The 20905-nt window shown below is 69.3% G+C and carries 17 protein-coding genes; 10 read left to right on the top strand and 7 right to left on the bottom strand.

All coding sequences use genetic code 11. The features are described 5' to 3' along the window. Nucleotides 1–92 precede the first annotated feature (92 nt). The 3 genes from FHS44_RS20985 (at nucleotide 93) to FHS44_RS20975 (ending at nucleotide 5636) form a co-directional block, all read left to right on the top strand. Nucleotides 93–1502, top strand: coding sequence for an LCP family protein (locus FHS44_RS20985; protein WP_312863756.1), 1410 nt, complete (start codon nucleotides 93–95; stop codon nucleotides 1500–1502). A 24-nt stretch (nucleotides 1503–1526) separates the two neighbouring features. Then, the gene (locus tag FHS44_RS20980) at nucleotides 1527–4154 is read left to right on the top strand and encodes a helix-turn-helix transcriptional regulator (protein ID WP_184717194.1); all 2628 of its coding nucleotides are present in this window, start codon (nucleotides 1527–1529) and stop codon (nucleotides 4152–4154) included. Nucleotides 4155–4271: 117 nt separating this feature from the next. Beyond that, complete coding sequence (locus FHS44_RS20975; protein ID WP_312863755.1) at nucleotides 4272–5636, top strand: HAMP domain-containing sensor histidine kinase; 1365 nt, start codon at nucleotides 4272–4274, stop codon at nucleotides 5634–5636. Between the two features lie 34 nt (nucleotides 5637–5670). Here FHS44_RS20975 and FHS44_RS20970 read toward each other — a convergent pair whose 3' ends face one another. Next, the gene (locus FHS44_RS20970; RefSeq protein ID WP_184717192.1) at nucleotides 5671–6594 is read right to left on the bottom strand and encodes a peptidoglycan-binding domain-containing protein; all 924 of its coding nucleotides are present in this window, start codon (nucleotides 6592–6594) and stop codon (nucleotides 5671–5673) included. Nucleotides 6595–6685: 91 nt separating this feature from the next. Between FHS44_RS20970 and FHS44_RS20965 the strand changes: the two genes are divergently transcribed. After that, a complete protein-coding gene (locus tag FHS44_RS20965) occupies nucleotides 6686–7681 on the top strand; it encodes a GlxA family transcriptional regulator (RefSeq protein ID WP_184717190.1) in 996 nt (331 codons plus the stop codon). On the opposite strand, the gene FHS44_RS20960 is transcribed toward FHS44_RS20965, so the two are convergent. The 5 genes from FHS44_RS20960 to FHS44_RS20940 all read right to left on the bottom strand — a co-directional run bounded on the left by FHS44_RS20960 (nucleotide 7653) and on the right by FHS44_RS20940 (nucleotide 12453). Continuing rightward, nucleotides 7653–7982 carry an ArsR/SmtB family transcription factor gene (locus tag FHS44_RS20960; protein WP_184717188.1) on the bottom strand — a complete coding sequence of 110 codons (330 nt, stop codon included), beginning with the start codon at nucleotides 7980–7982 and terminating at the stop codon, nucleotides 7653–7655. The two genes, FHS44_RS20965 and FHS44_RS20960, sit on opposite strands and share 29 nt — an antisense overlap. Nucleotides 7983–8103: 121 nt before the next feature. Continuing rightward, complete coding sequence (locus FHS44_RS20955) at nucleotides 8104–9552, bottom strand: MFS transporter (protein WP_184717186.1); 1449 nt, start codon at nucleotides 9550–9552, stop codon at nucleotides 8104–8106. Between the two features lie 116 nt (nucleotides 9553–9668). Beyond that, on the bottom strand, nucleotides 9669–9971 hold the full coding sequence (locus FHS44_RS20950; protein WP_184717184.1) for a hypothetical protein: 303 nt from the start codon (nucleotides 9969–9971) through the stop codon (nucleotides 9669–9671). Further along, nucleotides 9968–10564, bottom strand: a complete 597-nt coding sequence (locus FHS44_RS20945) for a hypothetical protein (protein WP_184717182.1) — start codon at nucleotides 10562–10564, stop codon at nucleotides 9968–9970. The genes FHS44_RS20950 and FHS44_RS20945 overlap by 4 nt, the downstream gene beginning before the upstream one ends. Continuing rightward, on the bottom strand, nucleotides 10561–12453 hold the full coding sequence (locus FHS44_RS20940) for a DUF6571 family protein (protein ID WP_184717180.1): 1893 nt from the start codon (nucleotides 12451–12453) through the stop codon (nucleotides 10561–10563). Before FHS44_RS20940 ends, FHS44_RS20945 begins: the two co-directional genes overlap by 4 nt. Nucleotides 12454–12989: 536 nt before the next feature. Here FHS44_RS20940 and FHS44_RS20935 point away from each other — a divergent pair. Genes FHS44_RS20935 through FHS44_RS20915 form a run of 5 tightly spaced genes read left to right on the top strand, consistent with a single transcriptional unit; the run spans nucleotide 12990 to nucleotide 18465 of the window. After that, the gene (locus FHS44_RS20935) at nucleotides 12990–13949 is read left to right on the top strand and encodes a 3-oxoacyl-ACP synthase III family protein (RefSeq protein WP_184717178.1); all 960 of its coding nucleotides are present in this window, start codon (nucleotides 12990–12992) and stop codon (nucleotides 13947–13949) included. Then, complete coding sequence (locus FHS44_RS20930; RefSeq protein ID WP_184717176.1) at nucleotides 13949–14680, top strand: glycosyltransferase family 2 protein; 732 nt, start codon at nucleotides 13949–13951, stop codon at nucleotides 14678–14680. Before FHS44_RS20935 ends, FHS44_RS20930 begins: the two co-directional genes overlap by 1 nt. Then, nucleotides 14677–15798, top strand: coding sequence for a cytochrome P450 (locus FHS44_RS20925; protein WP_184717174.1), 1122 nt, complete (start codon nucleotides 14677–14679; stop codon nucleotides 15796–15798). The genes FHS44_RS20930 and FHS44_RS20925 overlap by 4 nt, the downstream gene beginning before the upstream one ends. Next, the gene (locus FHS44_RS20920; protein ID WP_184717172.1) at nucleotides 15795–17522 is read left to right on the top strand and encodes a class I adenylate-forming enzyme family protein; all 1728 of its coding nucleotides are present in this window, start codon (nucleotides 15795–15797) and stop codon (nucleotides 17520–17522) included. The genes FHS44_RS20925 and FHS44_RS20920 overlap by 4 nt, the downstream gene beginning before the upstream one ends. Before the next feature lie 25 nt (nucleotides 17523–17547). After that, entirely contained in the window at nucleotides 17548–18465 is a 918-nt protein-coding gene (locus FHS44_RS20915) for an NAD-dependent epimerase/dehydratase family protein (RefSeq protein WP_184717171.1), read from the top strand. Nucleotides 18466–18492: 27 nt separating this feature from the next. Here the strand turns inward: FHS44_RS20915 and FHS44_RS20910 are convergent, their stop codons facing one another. Continuing rightward, a complete protein-coding gene (locus tag FHS44_RS20910; protein WP_184717169.1) occupies nucleotides 18493–19302 on the bottom strand; it encodes a hypothetical protein in 810 nt (269 codons plus the stop codon). Nucleotides 19303–19519: 217 nt separating this feature from the next. Here FHS44_RS20910 and FHS44_RS20905 point away from each other — a divergent pair, with 217 nt between their 5' ends. Further along, nucleotides 19520–20893, top strand: a complete 1374-nt coding sequence (locus FHS44_RS20905) for an LCP family protein (protein WP_184717167.1) — start codon at nucleotides 19520–19522, stop codon at nucleotides 20891–20893. Nucleotides 20894–20905: the final 12 nt, after the last annotated feature.

Raw genomic sequence — 20905 nt, 5'->3', positions numbered from 1 at the left:
TCCCTTATGGAGGATTAGTACACTCCTCGATGGCCGGGAACCGGCTCCACGGTCACGGACGCGTCCCTGACCCCATCCTCCCCAGGAGACACGTGAGTAGCGGGTTGACAGACGCGCCCACGAAGCCGGAGGCCCAGGCCCCCCGGCGGCGCCGCAGGTGGCTGTGGTGGCTCGTGGCCGCCCTCACCACCGTCGTCCTCCTGGTCGCGGCGACGGTGACGGGTGCCGTCATCCGGCTGAACGGCAACGTCAAACACATCGAGGTCCCCGACGAGGAGTTGGGCGCCCGTCCCGTGAAGGTCGCGACCAGGGCGCTGAACGTCCTGGTCGTCGGCTCCGACCAGCGCGGCGGCAAGAACGCGAAATACGGGAAGTTCCCCGGCGAGCGCACCGACACCATCATGCTCGCGCACATCTCCCCGAAGCGGGACAACGCGATGGTCGTCAGCTTCCCCCGCGACTCGATGGTCCAGCTTCCCGAGTGCAAGGCCAAGCCGGGGCTCACCGGCCAGCGGGCCCACCTGGGCATGATCAACGAGTCGTTCAACTCGGGCGGGATCACCTGCACCTGGAAGACCATCGAGACGCTCACCGGCATCCACATCGACCACTTCGTGAAGGTCGACTTCACCGGCTTCAAGGACATGGTGGACGCGGTCGGCGGGGTCGAGGTGTGCGTCCCCGAGCCGATCCGCGACAAGAAGGCCCTGCTCACCCTGCCCGCGGGCAGGCAGACGCTCAAGGGCGAGCAGGCTCTCGGCTACGTCAGGGCCCGCTACAGCCTGGGCGACGGCTCGGACATCGGGCGCATCCAACGGCAGCAGATGTTCATCGCCTCCATGATCAAGAAGGTGATGAGCGGCGAGACGCTCACCGACCCGGCCCGGCTGTTCGGCTTCCTCGACGCGGCCACCAAGTCGGTCACCACCGACCCCGCGCTCACCCCCGTCGTGATGAAGGACCTGGCGACCAGCGCCCAGGGCCTTGCCGCCGGGCAGATCCACTTCATCACCACGCCGTGGCGCTACTCCGTCACCTATCCGGGCCGGGTCGAGTGGGTCGAGCCGCAGAGCAGGAAGCTCTTCCAGATCGTCGCCAAGGACACTGCCGTCAAGGGGTCGGGCATCAAGGGCGGCCAGAACAAGGTCTCCCGGTCGAAGATCCAGGTCGAGGTCCGCAACGGAACCGCCAGGAAGGGGCTCGGCTCGCTGGTGGCCGTCCAGCTCGAAGAGCGCGGCTACCACATCGCCAAGATCACTGACGCGCCGCGCAAGCCGTACCCGAAGACCACGATCGCCTACTCGCCGAACGGCGCCGCCGCGGCCCCGACCCTCACCAGGGACGTGCTCCAGTCCACGGGCCTGTTCGTACGGCGGGCGAGCACGTCCAGGCTCGTCCTCACCGTCGGCGACGACTGGAAGGGCCTCAAGCCGCTCAAGCAGGACGACCTCGACAGCCTGAAGGGCTTCGACGCCACCCACGACTCCTGCGCGGGCGCTTGATACCGGTTGAGTAGGGTTCGAGGCATGTTGTACGGGCGGGCCGCCGAACAGGCCGTGATCGACCGGCTGCTCTCGGAGGCTCGCGCGGGCCGTAGCGGCGCCCTGCTCGTGCGCGGCGAACCCGGCATCGGCAAGACCGCGCTGCTCGACCACGCCGCGGCGGCCGGGGACATGCGGGTGATCCGCGGCACCGGAATCGAGTCGGAGGCCGAGCTGCCCTTCGCCGGGCTCCACCTGCTGCTGCGCCCGGTGCTCGACCGGCTCGACGCGCTTCCCGAGCAGCAGGAACGGGCCGTCAGAGCCGCCTTCGGGCTTGCCGCAGTGCAGGCCGGGGACCGGTTGCTCGTCGGCCTCGCCGTACTGTCCCTGCTGTCGGAGCTGGCCGAGGACGGACCGCTGCTGGTGCTCGTCGACGACGCCCAGTGGCTCGACCGGGCCTCGACGGACGCGCTGCTGTTCGCCGCGCGGCGGCTGGACGCCGAGGGGATCGCGCTGATCCTCGCCGCGCGTGACCCGTTCACCGCCCAGGGGATCGCCGAACTCCCGCTGCGCGGGCTCGACGCGTCCGCCGCCGCGGCCCTGCTCGGCCCCGACATCGATCCCGTCACCCGCTTCCGCGTGCTCGCCGAGGCCCAGGGCAACCCGCTCGCGCTGATCGAGCTGCCCAGGACGGCCTCCGGTGACGGTACGGCGCCGCCGCTGACCGACCGGGTCCAGCACGCCTTCCTGGGCAAGGTCAGGCAACTGCCCGAGGCGACCCAGGGGCTGCTGGCCGTCGCCTCCGCCGAGGAGACCGGTGACCTGCGCGTCGTGCTGCGGGCCGCGGCCGGGTTCGGGGACTTCCTTGAGGACCTGCATCCTGCCGAGAGCGCCGACCTGGTCAGGGTCGAGGCGGGCACCGTGACCTTCCGGCACCCCCTGGTCAGGGCCGCCGTCTACCAGGGGATCCCGCCGAGCCTGCGGCTCGCCGTACACGGGGCGCTCGCCGAGGCCCTCGACGGACCGGAGGACTCCGACCGGCGCGCCTGGCACCTGGCCATGGCCGCGACCGGGCCCGACGAGGAGGTGGCCGCCGAGTTGGAGCGTACGGCCGTGCGGGCGAGCGGCCGCAGCGGTCACGCCGCCGCGGCGAGCGCCTACGAGCGGGCGGCCAGGCTCAGCCTCAGACCGGACACCCGGGCCAGGCGGCTCACGCTGGCCGCGGAGACCGCGGCGTGGGCGGGCCAGCTCGACCGTACGGCGGCGTTCGTCGAACAGGGCACCCGCCTGCTGGCCGTACTCCCCGACAAGACGCTCGGGGCGCGGTTGACGCACGCCCGCGCGACCGCCGACTTCCTGCGCGGGGCCCCGCGCGCCGCCTACGAGGCGCTGGTCGAGGGGGCCGCGGCGACCGGGGGCACCGAGGCGGCGCGCATGCTCTTCCAGGCCCTGCACACCGCCTGGTATCTCGGCGCGCCCGAGGTCACCCGCGTCGCCGCCCGGCTCGGCGAGCTGCCCCTGCCCGACGGGGATCCGCTCGCGCCGGTCGTCGCGTTCGTCACGGCGACCCTGTCGCGGGACAGGGAGATCCCCCCGCTTGCCGAGGTCGTCGCCAGGTCCCGCGAGACGAGGGCGCGCTGCCCGGGTGACCTGGTTCTGGCCTGCGGGATGGGGCTGGTCGCCGGGCAGGACGAGGAGGTCGCCGAGACGGCCAGGACGCTGGTCGCCGAGGCCAGGTCCCTGGGCACCATCGGGATCCTGCCCACGCTGCTGTTCTTCCTCGCCGAGACCGAGATGTTCCACGGACGGCACCGCGACGCGCTGGCCACCGCGACCGAGGGCCTGCGCATCGCCCGCGACACCGGGCAGACGCAGTGGGCCGGGCAGCTCGGCGCCTTCCTCGCCTACCTCGCCGCCCTCGAAGGGGACGAGGAGCGCTGCCGTACGCTCGCCGACGAGGCGCTCGCCGCGGGACCGGCCGGTCACGGGTGGGCGACCTGGGCGCTGGGCGTCCTCGACCTCGGGAAGGGCAGGATCGAGGCCGCGCTCTCACGTCTCGAACCGGTCGCGGGCGGCTACCAGGTGGCCGGGACGCGCTGCGTGCCCGACCTGGTCGAGGCGGCGGTACGGCTCGGCGCCCCCGAGCGCGCGGCCGACGCTCTCTCCGGCTACCGGACGTGGGTCGCCGGCACGGGACAGCCGTGGGCGCGGGCCCTGCTCGCCCGTTGTCAGGCCCTGCTCGACGACTCTGAGGAGCACTTCGTCGAGGCGCTGCGCGCGGAGGGACGGCCCTTCGAGCGGGCCAGAACCGCCCTGCTGTACGGGGAGTGGCTGCGCCGTACGCGCAGGAAGGCCGACGCCCGCCCCCACCTGCGCGCCGCGTTGGAGGTCTTCGAGCGGCTCGCCGCGACCCCGTGGGCCGAGCGGGCGCGGGCGGAACTGAACGCCACCGGCTCCACGGCCCCCGCCGCCCCGGCCCCCGGCCTGCTCGCCCTGCTCACCCCACAGGAGCTGCAGATCGTACGGCTCGCGGCCCGTGGCCTGTCGAACCGGGACATCGCCGCCCAGCTCTTCCTGAGCCCGCGCACGGTCGGCTACCACCTCTACAAGGCCTATCCGAAACTCGGCGTCGCCTCCCGGGGAGAGCTGGCGACGATCGCCCTCTCCGACTGAGATCGACCATCCGATTGCCGCACCCGTTTAAAAGGACATAAGGGCTATTTCGCCTTTGCTCTCCAATGAAGATCCACAACCTATAAATAGGAGATAGGGGATCTTTGAGGGGGCAGCGTGGCTTCATGGCGAAGGCCTCGCTCGATCCGGGCCCGGGCGACGCTCACCACGGTCATGATCTTCGCGGTGATCCTGGGGATCGGCTCGGCCGCGACGTCGCTCGCCGTACGCGCCTGGCTCGTCGACCGGACCGTGCAGCTCGTCTCGCAGGCCGCCCGGCAGGCCTACGAGGTCAACCGCAGGGTGAACGACAACATCCTGCCGACCCAGAGCGTCAGACGCCTGCAGGTCGTCGCCCGCGACGGGCGGATCGTCGCGGCCAGCCCCGCGATGCAGGGCCGCCCCGCCATCAGCGACGCCTGGCCCCTGGAGAACGACAACCGGATCGAGACGAGGTCCTGCACGGTCTCATCGACGGGCGAACGGACGTGCTACGTCGTCGTGGGCCTGCTGGACGCCGCCGCCCCCGGGGGAGGTGTCATGGTCTACGCGGCGACACCCGAGCCCACGCTGGTCGCGGGCCACACCCTTGAGGCCGGACTCGCCGGGCTCTCGCTCGCGCTCCTGGCGCTGCTCGGCTGGGGCACCTGGCGGGCCGTGGGAAGGACCCTGGAACCGGTCGGCAGGATGCGCGAGGAGATGGCCTCGCTCACCGCCTCCGACCTGGGCCGACGGCTGACCGTCGGCGACGACGAGACCGAGCTCTGCGAACTCACCCGGACCATCAACACCACCCTCGAACGGCTCGACCAGGCCGCCGAGCGGCAGCGCCGCTTCGTCTCCGACGCCTCGCACGAGCTGCGCACCCCGCTGACCGGGCTGCGCACCAAGCTCGAACTCGCCCTGTCCGACCCGGAGTCGGAGGAGCCCGCCCTGACGATACGGTCGGCGCTCAACGACGCGGAACGTCTCCAGGCGATCGTGAACGACCTCCTCCTGCTCGCCCACCTCGACGCGGGCGTCACCACCGACCCCGAACCCATCGACCTGGGCGAACTGGTCGCCGGTGAGGTACGGCGCCGCCCCTCCCGGCACGAGATCCGCACGCACCTGGCCCCCGACGTGGTCGTCAGGGGCGACAGGCTCCAGCTCACGCGGCTGCTGACCAACCTCCTGGCCAACGCCGACCGCCACGCGGCCAACAAGGTCGAGGTCCACGTCGCCCGCGAGGACGGGGACGCCGTCGTCGAGATCGCCGACGACGGGCACGGCATCCCGCCTGAGGAGCGTGAGCGGATCTTCCAGCGGTTCACCCGCCTGGACTCGGCCCGCAGCCGCGACGCCGGGGGAACCGGCCTCGGCCTGCCCATCGCCAGGGACATCGCCTCGGCGCACCAGGGAGTTCTCTACGCGACCACCAGCGCGACCGGCCAGGGCGCCCGGCTGATCCTCAAACTCCCCCTGTCCCTGGCCGCACAGTGAATCAGCGGTGACTCAGCGGCGTCTCAGCGGCGTCTCAGCGGCGGCGGACGTGGACCGGGTCGCCCGGCTTGACCAGGCCGAAGAGCCGCTCGGCGACGTGCGCGGGAACCTGGACGCACCCGCGGACCACGGGCGCGGCGCTCACCTGCGGGTGCGGGGTGGGGACCGGATCGGCCTTGATCGGTCCCAGGTTGATGGGGCCCACTTTGATCGGACCGACGAGGGGGCGGGGGCGGAACGGGCCGACTGTGGGGACCGGGCGGACCGGCCTGACCGTGGCCATCGGGAAGACGGACTTGATCGTGGGTGCGGGCCGTACCGGAGCGACCGTGCCGATCGGGTAGGACCGCCGGACCGTCGGGCGAGGCGACGGTGAGGCGGGGACCGACTCCTCCCTCACCGGGCGCACGAGCCTGTTCTGCGCAGTACGCCCCGTGAAGGAGAACGCCTCGTGGATCGGGGCGAGCGGGTCGGTCCCGGGGCGCGTGGGGCGTTCGGCGGCCTGGAAGTTCCCGGTGGGAGCCTTCTCCGCCGAGCTGAGGCCGTACTGGCAGAAGGCGGAGCCCGCGCCCGCGGAGACGTGGGAGACGAGCGCCCGGTGGCGGCCCCGGTAGACGGTGAGGAGTTCGCGCTCCAGATCGATCTCCACCCGTCGTGGCTCACCGTGGGGCACGAGGGGCGCCGGAAGGTCCGGGTGGGCCAGCGCCTGCCAGGTCCGCCTGCCGACCCTGTCACGCGGCACGAGCCCCTGTGACTTCTGGAAAGCCCAGACGGCGGCCTGGGTCTCCGACCCGTAGTAGCCGTTGACCAGTCCCGGTGCGAACCCCAGCTTCCGCAGCTTGTGCTGCAGCCGCTCGACGGGCTTGGCGAAGTCGCCGGGGCGCAGCGCCTCACCGGGAACCGGAGCCGCGAACCCCAGCGCGCCCAGGACCAGGGTCACCGCCGTCAACGTGATCACGTAGCGATAGGTACCCGGACTCTCCGGAGGCGTCATGTCATGAAACGCAAAGAATCGGTGGCCTGAACCATTTGTGTGCAAGGATCGGGTCATGCACAGAGTCGTGGTACTCGCCCTGAACGGTGTCATCCCCTTCGAACTCGGCATACCACCCCGGATCTTCGGCATGGCCAGGAACGCCTCGGGGGAGTCCCTCTACGAGGTCGTCACCTGCACCGTCGACGGCGGCCCCGTCGAGACGGACGCCGACTTCTCGATCTCCGTGAGCCACGGCGCCGAGGCGCTGGCCACCGCCGACACGGTGGTGATCCCGGCGACCCACCGGCTCGGCCCGATCGCCACGGAGGGCGTGCTCCCGCGTCCCCTGGCCGAGGCGCTCGTCCTGGTCAGGCCGGGCACCAGGCTCGTCTCGATCTGCACCGCCGCCTACGTGCTCGCCGCCGCCGGACTGCTCGACGGACGGCCCGCGACCACGCACTGGAGCTGGACCGAACGGTTCAGGAAGGTGTTTCCGCAGGTGAAGCTGGACCCGGACGTATTGTTCGTGGACGACGGGGACGTGCTGACCTCCGCGGGCGTCGCCGCCGGGGTCGATCTCTGCCTGCACATCGTGCGCCGCGACCACGGCAGCGAGGTGGCCAACCAGGTGGCCAGGAAGTGTGTCGTCCCACCGTGGCGCGACGGCGGTCAGGCCCAGTTCATCGAACGGCCGATACCCGAGGAGACGACGGCGACGACCGCGACCACCAGGGCGTGGGCGCTGGACCGCCTCGGCCTGCCGCTCTCCCTCACCGACCTCGCCGCGCACGCGAGGATGAGCCGCCGTACCTTCACCCGCCGCTTCCGCGACGAGGTGGGCGTCAGCCCCGGCCAGTGGCTCGTCCTGCAGCGGCTCGAACTGGCCCGCCGTCTGCTGGAGACCAGCGACCTGTCCGTCGACGCCGTGGCCGCCCAGGCCGGTTTCGGCACCGCCGCCTCACTGCGGCAGCACATGCAGAGCGCGGTCGGGGTCTCACCGATGGCCTACCGCCGTACGTTCAGACCGACGGCGAGCGGCCTCAGCCATGCCGCAGGTGCTCACGGCTGAGGTCGAGGAGCATGCGGACGTGAACGTCGGCGAGCCGGTAGTAGATCATCCTGCCCGCCCTGCGGCTGGCCACGATGCCCGCAGTCCGCAGCAGCCTGAGGGCGTGCGACACGGCGGTGTCACTGACCTCGACGGTCTCGGTGAGGTCGTAGACACACAGCTCGCCCGCCTCCAGCAGGGCGTAGAGAAGCTGGGCCCGGGTCGGGTCTCCCAGCAGCCGGAACAGCTCAGCGAGCTGGGTGGCCTCCTCCGCGGTGACGATCCGGTCTCTCGTCTCCGCCCCGGCCTCGTCGAACTCCATGGGGGGGTGTATGTCGGGCGCGGTGGCGACATCCATGGGCGAACTCCTGAACAGATGCTCAAATGATAATCACTATCATATCAAGTTCTGCATCCGGATTATGGAACGTTCTTCGTCCGATTCACCGCGACGCCGGAGAGGCGGCGCTCAGCGGCTCCGCGATGTCCTCCAGCCCCCTGCCCTCCGCCTTGACGCCGAGGAACACCTCGACCAGACCCGCCGCGATCATGAGGATCGCCCCGATGCAGAAGGCCAGCGCCGTGTCCCCGACCCTGCCGCTGCTCACGAGGCTGGAGAAGACCAGCGGTCCGGCGACGCCTCCGACGAAGGTACCGATCGCGTAGAAGAACGCGATGGCCATGGCCCGCGTCTCCATCGGGAAGATCTCGCTGACGGTCAGGTAGGCCGCGCTCGCCCCCGCCGAGGCGAAGAAGAGCACCACGCACCAGCAGGCGGTCAGCGTGACCGCGGTCAGCACCCCCTGGGAGAAGAGCCAGGCCGTACCCAGAAGCAGCACACCGGAGCCGATGTAGGTCGCCGAGATCATCGGAATGCGGCCGACGGTGTCGAACAGGTGCCCCAGCAGCAGGGGACCGAGGAAGTTGCCGACCGCGATGACCGCGAAGAAGTAGCCGGTGGTCGTGTCGATCTTGAAGAACGTCGACAGGATCTGCGCGTACCCGAAGGTGATGGCGTTGTAGAGGAACGCCTGCCCGATGAACAGGGAGAAGCCCAGGATCGTGCGCTTGGGGTAGCGGGCGACCATGGTGTGGGCGATCCGCCCGAACCCGATGGACGTGCGCTGGTGGATGGTCATGGACCGCTCCGGCTCTTCGAGGCGTGTCCCCTTCTCCTCCTCGATCCGCACCTCGATGCCGTCGACCAGGTTCTCCGCCTCCCGGTCCCGGCCGTGGATGAACAACCACCGCGGGCTCTCCGGCACGTGCCGCCGGACGAGCAGAATGCCCAGGCCGAGCACGACGCCGAGGCCGAAGGCGATACGCCAACCGATGTTCACCGGGAAACTGCTGAGCAGCGGAACCGTCAGCAGGGCGCCACCCGCGGCCCCCAACCAGTAGCTGCCGTTGATGACGATGTCGATGCGGCCCCGGTGGCGGCTCGGGATCAGTTCGTCGATGGCGGAGTTGATCGCGGCGTACTCGCCGCCGATACCGAAACCGGTCAGGAAGCGGAACAGGAAGAACCACCACGCGGAGAAGGAGAACGCGGTCGCCGCGGTGGCGATCAGGTAGACGATCATCGTGATGATGAACAGCCGCTTGCGGCCGAACCTGTCGGTCAGCCAGCCGAAGAACAGCGCCCCGATACAGGCTCCGGCCACGTAGAGGGCGGCGGCCGTACCGGCGACCTGGGTCTGGGTGATCTCCAGGCCGCTGCCCGGCTTGGCGAGCTGGGCGGAGAGGTTACCGATGATCGTCACTTCGAGGCCGTCGAGGATCCAGACGGTTCCGAGGCCGATGATGATCATCCAGTGCCACCGTGACCAGGGCAACCGGTCCAACCTCGCGGGGACCTTCGTGGTCACCGTCCCCGTCTGAACATCACTCATTCCTCCCGGCTACCCCGTGAGGATCACCTCATGCTTCACCTGTGGTCTCATCAGGTACAGGGAGTTTGTGCAGTTCATCAGGCATGGTTTGTGCAGTTTGTCAGGCGTGGAGCTTGTCAGGGCAGGCCGTATTTCTTCCTGATCGCCGTGGCCTCCTCCTCGGACACCTGACGCGGTGTGCTGGCCAACGTCTGCCGCAGATCGGCAAGGATCCTGTCCGCCGACCCCCGGAGGCGCTCACGGTTACCGACAAGCTGCTCGTCGAACCGCTTGGCCGCGGGCCCCGTCCACACCTTCCCGGAGTGAAACGCCTGGAAGGGGGCCTCGACCCCGCTCTCGATCTCCCGCACCAACGGCTCGACCATCCGCAGCGTCTCGACCAGAGCGTCATAGAAGGGATTGGGAACGGCCCCGATCATGAATTCTCCGGCGAGGGGGAGGCGGCGCTCACGGAGGGAGAACCCGTCCCGGCGACAAGTTTCGGCGCGATCAACTTCATCAACCCCAACACATCAGCCGCGCTGTCACGCCCTTCGACACCCAGGCCCAGCTGGATGATGACTCCCGCTTTTCCCCGGACAAGCATGGCGTACGCGGCTTCGTTTTCACCGTCCGCGGACTTGAAATAGTAGCCGATGGACCCGTCAACGATCTCCGGCAATGGCGAGGCACCGCCCTCCAGCTTGTTGCGAACTTCCTTCTCATTCCCCGCTGGAGTGAGGGTGATCTGCAGGGCCCTTAGCCGATCACCGCTTCCCTGGTAAGCCGTGCAACTTCCAACCCCCGCTCCATCTGAGGCCGCGAGATCAAAGGAGCCTCGAACCAAAGGATCCTGAACCCCCGTCATCAGTTTGACCGCCTCAAGTGGCACATAGTCACACACGTAGGGCGGAGAAGCCGAAACCGGCAACGGACTTAAATCCTTCGCCCCCGTATCATCCCCCTGACAGGCGGACACGAAAAGCAAAAAGCACCCTAAGACCGGAGTCAGCAGAAACGGCTTTCTCATCATGCCCCATATTGGTTGAAGCCATTATAAAAACTCTGGTCCAGAGGAACCACCACGTCCTGCCAGGGCTTTCCGGACAGCCCACCATAGAGCCAGCGCCTATAGGCCCTGGTTTGCCGATCTTTGTCGGTCATATCCTCAGGTCCCATGAGCGTCCTACCATCCCCCTTAAGGAAATTGTCAGGATTATCAACGGGGTTTTCCCATTTATCCAGATCTTTTAGTGACGCCCAGGGATGGGTTTTCGAAGCGGGTTCAGCGGAACCGAACAGGCCATGTTTCAGCATGGCGCGGGCGGTGAGATCGTGCACAAGATTCCGGGTCTTACTGACGGCGGAGCCTGCATCCTCCCGAGCCAGATCCTCCTTGTTGCCCTTGACACTGTCCTCGATGACTCCCGTCCAGGCCCCCACGACCCCTGCGATAACCGGCCATCCCTTGCTCTGCGGCAGAGCGAGGGCGGTGTTGACCGTCGCGGTGAGCAGCTTCATGTTTCGCTGCTGCTTCTCGTCCATTTCCTTTCCCTTTTCAACGCCAGCCAGATTGGCTGCATCAGTGATCATGGCGAATCCCGCTCCGATTCGCTGCACTCCAGCCAGAAGCGCGTTGTTTCCCTTGCCGGCGGCCATCTGTGCGGCACCGTGATCAAAAACCCAGTCAGCAAACGCCGTCTGCATCGTGAGAACGGAGGTGAATGCCTCGGGATCGGCGAACGCGTCCTTCATCACCCGGCGCAGATCCGCCAGATTGAACTGCGCTCCCCAGGCGTCCTGGCCAGGGGTGCTGGGATTATCGTTGTCCTGGGCTCCGGGGACAGGAGCATCGTCACCCACCTGAGCGACTCGATTGATGTCATTGATATAACCGGCGAGTATTCGGCCAACGGTCGCCGGTTTCAGGATCGAATCGATGGAATCCCCTGATCTGAGCTGCTTGGCTCTCAGATGCACGAACTCAGAAGCCAACTTGGCTGACAGGTAGCCGCGTGAGGGATGCTGCGGGGAACCATCATGGTCGCGGAACTTGAGCATCGCGACTTCCAACGCCTTACCCAAGGCCTCACCACCGTCGCTCATCTCCCAGTTGACCAGGAAACGCTCCATAGTCGTCGGGTCGCCCGCGAAGAAGTCCTGGGCGGCTTCGGGGTTTCTGCTCAGGGCTTCCATGAGGGGGACCATGACATTCGACGTGATGCCGGGAGGGGAGGGTTCGCGGTCCCAGGCGTCGATTTTTCTGGCGACGGCGAGCAGGAAGGGGGAGGCGAAGGTGCCGTGTTTCAGTGCTTCGGCGACGCCGCGATACTCGTTTCCCGGCCATCCCAGAGCGGGCCTTGAGACCAGTTCGTCACGCCAGGCGTTGCTCAGTTTCGGGCTCGCGGTGCCCAGCGTCTTGCCGAGGGCGGCCTGCAGGCGTTTCGCGTTCTTGCCGTCGCCCTGTTCCACCGCCTTCGTCATCAGCTCGCGGAACCTCGTGGCGCCCAAGGTTGTCATCAGTCCGAGGGCGAATTCTGAATTTCCTGTGCGTTTTTCAAGCTCTGTCAGAGCTTTCTGGTCGATCTCGCCCTTCTCGGCGGCCTCGTTCAGTTTGAGGACGGCGGCGTAGACGTCGGGGTCGTGGGCGGCCTTGCCGTACAGCTGCTCGTCGAAGGTGGGCAGGCCGAAGGGGGTCGTGTCGAGGGAGGAGGAGGTTCCCCAGGCGGTGCGTTCGGCGCGGATCGTCTCGCTGCGGCGGCGCAGGTCGGGGCGGCTGGTCTCGATCCAGCTCCGCACCTCACGCAGGGCGTTCAGGCCGGAGGTGTCCAGGTCGAGTTTCTGCAGGGCACCGCGGATGCGGGGCTCGTTCCTGCCGAGGGTGTCCTGGGCCCTGCCGAGTCCCTTCTCGAAGTCGTCCATCGAGGCGGGGTCGATTCCCGAGTACTCACCACTGACTCCCGGGGCCGGGTGCGGCATGGGCGAGGGGGCGGATTTCGCCACAGATTGGCCGGCGGGCGGCTGAGGAGGCGGCGTGGCCGTCGGCAGTGGCGATGGCGTGGGATATGGATGGGCCATCAGGGGCGAACTCCAACGCGGTCGGCGAAACACGACGACTCCGGCGACAAGATTATTTTCCATGTGCCCTTTGGTAAAGACCAACGGGGTGAGGACATGCCCATTGATTATGGCGACGTCGCGCATCGTCAAGGGGAAGCACGAAAAACCCGCCCCGTAAACCCACTTTCATATAGCGATAAATCCCATAAATCGCGACATAGCGCCATGGAACACTCACTCCGCCATAGATCGGGACTCCCAACCCCCACCCGGCACGATCATGAGGGTTTCGGCCCACCCTTCAGAGCCCCCGCCCGGCGCCCCCCGCCCCGACCTGACCAGGACAATTACCCATATTTTCGGTACATTGCCCCGATATCGGGAAACCTAGGGGGATCATGAAAGCCCGGATCACGGGCGTCGCGACATACCTGCCGCCACGGACCATGACCAGCGCGGAGGTCGAGCGGCGGATCGAGGGGTACGTCCCCCACCGGGGTGTCATCGAGCGGATGACCGGCATCCGGTCCCGCCACGTCGCCGAGGACGACCAACAGGCGTCCGACCTGGCCGTGGAGGCCGCGAGGAGACTCGACCACGCCGACGCCGACCTTCTGATCTTCGCCTCCGCCTCGCAGGACATGGTCGAGCCCGCGACCGCGCACATCGTGGCCGCCAAACTCGGGCTCTCATGTCCGGTCTTCGACGTCAAGAACGCTTGCAACAGCGTGCTGAACGGCATCCAGGTGGCCGAGGCGCTGATCCTGACCGGGGCGCACCGCAGGGTGCTGGTCTGCTCGGGCGAGGTCCCCTCCCGGGCGGTCCGCTGGCGGGTGCGCGACCACGCGCAGTTCGCCGAGTCCTTCGCCGGATACACGCTGTCGGACACCGGGGGCGCCGTGATGCTGAGCGCCGACGAAAAAAGCGGCATCTTCTACCGCGACTTCGCCGCCGACTCGACGGCATGGGCGATCGGCACGCTGCCCGGCGGCGGCACCGCGCACCCGCGCGACCCCGAGCACTCCTACTTCCGCGGTGACGGACGGCGACTGAAGGAGGCGTTCGAACTGGCAGGACCCGACGTCTTCCTCAACGCGCTCAAGCACACCGGACTGAGCTGGGAGGACTTCGCCCTCGTCGCGGTGCACCAGGTCGCGCTGCCGTACCTGGACCATCTGGCGGCCACGCTCGGCATCCCCGCCGACAGGCTCGTGGTCAGCCTCCCCGAACACGGCAACTGCGCCTCGACCACGCTGCCGCTGCAGCTCGCGCTTGGCACCTGGCGGCCGGGGGACCTGGTGGCGCTGCTCGGCCTGGGTGGCGGAATCAGCACCGGCGTGATCCTGGCGGAGATGTGATGAACCTGTGGGTGGTCGTTCCGGCCTACAACGAGGCGCGGGGCATCGAGGCGACGCTCAGGGCGCTCGACGCGCAGGACGACCGTGACTTCACGCTCGTCGTCGTGGACAACGCCAGCACCGACGGCACCGCGGAGATCGTCAGACGGCACGGCGTCCAGGTGGTCACCGAGCCGCAGAAGGGCACCGGCGCCGCCTCCGACACCGGGGTACGGCACGCCATCGCCAACGGCGCGACCCACATCGCCAGGACCGACGCCGACTGCCTGCCCCGGGCCGACTGGGTGCGCGGCGTCAGGCGCGCGTTCGGCGACGGGCTCGAAATGGTCGGCGGCAGGCTGCTGCCCAGGACGGACGAGTTCCCGCTGAAGTTCTGGGAGCGGCGTCTCATCCCGTTCGTGGTGGACGTGGCCGCGACGTTCGGCCGCTTCAGGCCGGGCAACCGGTCGCCGGAGTACGTCGGCCCCTACGTGATGATGCCGGGCTGCGCGATGGCGATCACGGCCTCGCTGTACGAGCGCTCGGGAGGCTTCCCCAGGACCGCCATCGAGGAGGTCCACGAGGACCGCGCCCTGGTCAACCGGGTCCGCAAGATTACCTCCGCGTACGGCTCCCGCCGCGACGTGGTCGTCTACGGCTCGGTGCGCCGCCTGCGGGCCTACGGCCTGGCCGGGACCCTGGCGTGGTACGCCGACCACCGCTACCGCCCCGACGTGGTCGACATCCGATGAACCACGAGACCCGGCTCCACCTGGCCGCCCATCCCTTCGCCTACCCGCTGGTACGGCTGCTGGCCCGGCTGGGACCCGCGGTCCGCGTCCCCGGTCTCGGGGTGGTGGTCAACGACGCCGCGACGGCGCGGGCCGTACTGACCGACGCGCGGTTCCGCAAGGACGGCCCCGGCTCTCCCGGCGACCTGTGGACGCCGGTGCTCGGTCCCTCGGTGCTGCTGAACATGGAGGGTCCGGGGCACGCGGCGCTGCGCAGGAAGCTGATGCCGCTGTTCACCCCGGGATACGTCTCGGCGCTGGTCGCCGACGTGCTGCGGGAGCCGCTCGACGACCTTTCCTTACGGCTCGGGCGGGGTGAGACCGTCGATCTGGTCGACGTCATGCGGACGATGGCCGGGGCGGTGATCTGCCGGACGATCGGGCTCGGCGAGGTCTCCGCGGCCAGGGCCAGGGAGCTGTTCGCCGAAGGGGAGCGGGTCGTCTCGATGGTCTCGCTGCGCTCCCGGCGGCTGAACGAGCGGCAGGTGACGGTCGCCAGGGGCGTGCTCGACCGGATCGGGGACATCGCGCAGACCGCCTATGAGGCCGGGGACGAGTCCACGGTCATGGGCAGGATGAAGTCGCAGGGACTCTCGGCCGCCGAGGCCAGGGGCGCGGCCGGCGCGTTCTTCCTGACCGGTACGGAGACGGTCGCCACCTTCGTCCCCCGGCTGGTCGCGCTGCTGCACGACCACGGCACCAAGGTGGACGACCTGGACCGGGTGATCGAGGAGGCCATGCGGGTCACCACCCCGACCCCGGTGATGCTGCGCTCGGTCGGCGAACCCGCCCACGTCGGGCGGCTTGCCGTACGGCCCGGCGACCGGGTGGTGATCGTGACCCACAACTGCGCCCGCGCCTACGGCCCCTTCGACCCGTCCAGGAGGCATCCGCCCGAGTTGCGGCGGATCTGGTTCGGCGCGGGGGCGCACTTCTGCATCGGATACCCGCTGGCCCTGGCCGAGATCAGGGCGGTGGCCACGGTCCTGCTGTCCCACAACGTCCGTGTCGTACGGCGACGCGCGGCCAGAGGAGTCCTCATCCCCACCTACGAGCACCTGTGGATCACGGCGGCATGAACGACATCATCACCGGGATCATGGAGACCGCCCGGCGGGAGCCGTACCGGACCGCCCTGATCGACGGGCGCGGGCGGAAGATCAGCTATGGCGCGCTGGCTCACCGGGTCGAGGCCGTGCGCGCCGCGATGGCCGCGACGGCGGCCGGGCAGGGCGTGCTGTTCGCGGTACGGCCCGGCGTGGACGCGGTGGTGCTCGCGCTCGGCTCGGTCGCGGCGGGTGGGACGCTCGTGCTCGCCGACCCCGGGCTCGCCCCCGACGTGCTCGCCGCCAGGATGACCGCGACCCGCCCCGGGTGGGTGGTCGCCGAGTCGATCCTCTACACGCTGAGCGGCCCGCTGCGGAGCCTGGCCCGCCGTCGCGGCCTGCTGCTGCCGAACCTGCGCGACCCGCTTCCCGGGCATGCCGTACGGCACCTGCACACGGGTTCGTGGCTGCCGGGTGTGCCCCGGGGCGCGCTGAGCCTGTCGCGGGTGCTCAGGGGGGTTGTTCCTGGGGACCGGGCAGACGGCCAACCCAAGGACCTAGCCGGGAGTCGGCCCGAGGATCGAACAGAGGACCCGGCCAGGGACCGAGTGGAGCCGTGGGACACGACCGCAGGCGCCCGTCCCGAAGGCCGGGCCGGGGAACGAGTTGAGGGAAGCGGGGAAGAGAGCCACGACAGGACACAGCCTCCACGAGAGTCCCCGTCCCCCAACAAAGACCCACAACCAGAAAAGTCAGATATGTCCGGCGCTACCGCGCCAGACATATCCGAAATTTCACCACATCAGCCCGCAGCAGTGATCTTCACGTCGGGCACCACCGCGCGTCCCCGAGGCGTGGTCCACACCCGAGGATCGCTGGCCGCCGGACTCGACCTGTTCCGGGAAGCGTTCCCCCTCGGACCGGGCGACGTCGTGCACACCGACCAGTTGATGTTGGGGTTGCCCGCGCTGCTCGCCGGGGCGACCTGGTCGCTTCCCGGGGGTAGCGACCTCGCCGAGGAGCTGGCCGCCAGGAGGGCCACCCACACCTTCGCCGTCCCCGTCCACCTGGACCGGTTGCTGCGCGGGACGCCGAAGCTGCCCGCGACCCTGCGCTACCTGCTGCTCGGGGCGGCCCCGGCGCCGGCGGGGGTGCTGCGCAGGGCCGTCGGGTCCGGGCCCCAGGTGCTGTCGGTGTACGCGATGACCGAGGCGCTGCCCATCGCGATCGCCTCGGCCGAGGAGAAGCTGGCCTACCCGGAGGGCGACCTCATGGGCGTTCCGCTGCCCGGGGTCGGCGTGCGGATCGCCGACGACGGCGAGCTGTTCGTCTCGGGACCGCACCTGGCCCAGCGCTATCTTGGCGAGGAGCCGCTCACCGAGATCGCCACGGGCGACCTGGCCCGGCTCGACGGCGACAGGCTGGTTCTGCTCGGCAGGAAGAAGGACATGATCCTGCGGGACGGGGTGAACATCTATCCCGGTCTCTACGAGCCCGCGATCACCGCGCTGCCCGGGATCGCCGAGGCGGCCGTCGTCGGGCTCGCCGATCCCGAGACGGGTGACGAGGAGGTCGTGCTCGCCGTCGTCCCCGCGGAGGGCTACGACGAGACCCTGCTCAGGAAAGCGCTCCCCGAGATCATGGACGCCCCTGCCATACCCAACCGTATCGAGACAATCCACGCCTTCCCCCGCTCGGGCCGCGCTGACAAACTCGACCGCACGGCCCTTCGCGAACTGGTCACGCGCCGCACCTGAACGACGTCCGGAAAGGGGTGATCCGATGAGGATCGGGGTCACGGGGGCCTCCGGGTTCGTCGGCGGGGCGGTCTGCAGGGGCGCCGTCGACGAGGGGTGGCAGGTGTGGGCCTTCGGCAGGCGCCCCCGCGTCGAGTCCGAGCACGTGGGCGGCGCGCCGTACACCTCGTGGGATCTTCTGGGGGCCCGCCCGCAACTGCCCGAGGTGGACGCGGTGATCCACTGCGCGGGGAGCGTGACCGACTGGGGGCCGTCCCCGGCGATCTGGGCGGCCAACGTGGACGGTACCCGCAACGCCGCGGCCGCGTTTCCGCAGGCCAGGTTCGTGCACGTGAGTACGGCCAGCGTCTACGACCCGTTCACGCCGACCGTGATGGCCACCGAGGACGCGGCGCCCGTGCGGCGCTACGCCAACGCCTACGGCGCCTCGAAGGCCGCGGCGGAGCGGGAGCTGGACAGGGCGGTGATCCTGCGACCGCACGCGATCTATGGCAAAGGGGACACGACGCTGCTGCCCCGCATTCTCGGGGCGGTCCGGGGGCGCAGGCTCCTGGCGGTCGGGGACGGGCGTCAGCGGATCAGCCTGACCTCGGTCGGCAACCTGGTCCAGGCGTGCCTGCGGGCCGCCGCGGGGCCGGTGAGGTACGGCGTGTTCAACGTGACCGACGCCGAACCCGTGGTCCTCGACGCCGCGCTGCGGGAGCTGATCACGGAGCTGGGCATCGACGCCGAGCCGTACTATCTGCCCTCCGCGCTCGTCGAACCCGCGGCCGCCGTGGCCGAGGCGGTGTTCCGGCTGCTGCGGCGTCCGCGTCCGCCCCGGCTCACTCGCTACGCCATCGGTCACCTGGCCGTCGAACGGACCCTGGACATCACGGCGGCCAGGACCAGACTCGGCTACCGCCCCTCGGCCACGTCGTTCAGAGGTGCCGCCGCCTGGTGAACCGGGCGCCAGACTCGGCTACGCCGTTCACAGGCGCCGCCTGGTGAAGAACGCCACGATCGCCGTGGCCAACCCGATGGCGAAGATCACCCGTAGCCAGGTCCACAGCGACCCCGTCAGCGCGTCGAAGACCGCGACGAAGATCCGCCCCTGGACGCCGTCCTCCGTGGCGCCCGACAGGGCGGTGTCGCGGACCACGACCAGAAGCACGGCCAGCACCGTCATGCCGCCCGCCAGGCCGAGCCCGGCACCGAGCAGCGCGCCGAGCCGGTCCCCCGCCAAGAACGTCCCCGCCGCGAGCAGGACGACCGACAGGGCCAGCACCGCCCACCTCCAGGGAACCAGCCAGGACCGTACGGCCCAGGCCCTGGCCAGGTCGGTCGCGGACAGCAGTTCGATTCTCGGGTGCAGCGCGGGCAGGCGCGCGGCGGCCGGGACGCCCTCGTGCCCCAGTTCGATCCTGGCCAGCTCGCAGACGGGGGTGAAGTCGAGGACGACGTCCCCGTCCCGTGGCCTGGCGGACATGCGCCGGTGCGCCTCCTGGTTGGCCCGCCTCCAGATCTCGGGGAACCCGTCGCCCGTGACGACCGAGTCCACCGCCATCCGGACGATGTGGTCGGGCATGGAGGTGTCCAGCTCCCGCATCGACTCGGCGACCACGGCGGTTACCCGGTCGGCGACGTCGTCCTGGACCGTGGAGTTCTCCGCGAGCGGTGTCACCGCCTCGACATAACGTCCGGTTTCGACGACCCGGTCCGCCATCCAGAAGCCGACGAGGGCGAACGGCGCGCAGACGCATCCGAGCACGACGAGGACCGCGCTGATCGTCCTTCGCACATAACCGGGAATCCCCCTTCTCGCCTGGTAAATCCCGCTGAGAACTGTTTTTGACCGCGATTTGAAAAACCCGCAAACCCCCGTAACCAGCGGGAATGCGTGCACCGAATCTTGACTCAGGCTTCTCAGCGCGTCGTAGGGGTACATAGCTCATTCACTCGAAAACCGTCACTAACCTGCGACGTGGGGGGCCAGAGGGACGGGAGATGTCGACCAGATGGCAGGAAACAGGGATCGTTCGGGAATCGGATCGGGCCTGGCTCTCACCCTGGGCTCCGCCGTGCTGTGGGGCCTGGCCCACCTGCGAACCGGAAGGCGCGTGACGGGCACGCTGCTGATGGGGACCTACCTGGTCATCGTCACGACTGTCGTCTCCGCCCTCGTCACGGGCAGGCCCGAGATCCTCACCCTGGTCGTGCGGCCGGGCTGGCTGTGGGCCTTCACGCTGGGCGCGATCCTGTTCGCCGCCGCCACGGTCGCCGTGGTCGTCTGTTCCTACCGGCTGGTGCGCCCCGAGTCGCTGTCCGGCCCCGCCCGCTACCTGTCGGCCCTGGCCGTCGGGGGGCTGTGCGCGATGGTGATCGCGCCCCTGGCCTACGCGGCGCGGCTGGCCTACATCTCCCAGGACGTGGTGACCTCGGTCTTCACCGCGAGCGCCACCCCAATCCCGGTCGATCCGTGGAAGGGCCGCGAACGGCTCAACATCCTGCTGATCGGCGCGGACGCGGCGGGTAACAGGATCGGCGTGCGCACCGACAGCATGACCGTGGCCAGCATCGACACCAGGACCGGTACGACCGTGCTGTTCGGCCTGCCCAGGAACCTGGAGCACGTCCCGATGCCCGACGGGCCGCCGCGCGAGCACTTCCCCTTCGGCTTCGGGGGCGAGCCGCCGTACACGCCGGGCCTGCTCAACGAGGTCTTCCAGTACGCCGAGGAGCACCCCGACATGGTCCCCGGGGTCCCGGCGGGCAGGCGCGGCCCGACCCTGCTGAAGCAGACGATCGGCGACTTCACCGGCCTCGATGTGACCAACTACGTGATGGTCGACATGTACGGCTTCGCGAAGATCATCGACGCGATGGGCGGGGTGAAGGTCACCATCAAGGACCCCATCGTGTACGGCAGGCAGAACGAGGGCCTGATCCCGGCGGGAACGCGCAAACTGTCCGGCGAGGAGGCGCTCTGGTTCGGCAGGTCCCGCACCTACGGCGACGACTACGTCCGGATGGGCAGGCAGAAGTGCCTGATGAACGCCGTCACCAAGCAGGCGGACCCGGTGACGGTGCTCAGGAGCTTCGAGCGGCTGGCCGACGCGACGGCGCACGCCGTCTCGACCGACATCCCGCGTGAGCTGCTGCCGAACCTGATCGAGCTGTCCGACAAGGTGAAGGGGTCGAAGATCAGGAGCTTCCAGTTCGTCCCGCCGCTGATCGACACCGCCAACCCCGACTACCACCTGATCAGGCACAAGATCGCCGACGTCCTGGCGCAGTCCGCGGACTCCTCGGCTTCCGCCTCAGGCCCGGCGCGTACGGCCCAGCGGCACACCGGCGACGGCCCCGCCACCCTCGACGCCGTCTGCGGCTGACCTACCAGCCCC

The sequence above is a fragment of the Streptosporangium saharense genome, assembly GCF_014203715.1.
GTDB classification, from domain to species: domain Bacteria; phylum Actinomycetota; class Actinomycetes; order Streptosporangiales; family Streptosporangiaceae; genus Streptosporangium; species Streptosporangium saharense.
This window is presented reverse-complemented; position numbering and strand designations above follow the sequence as displayed.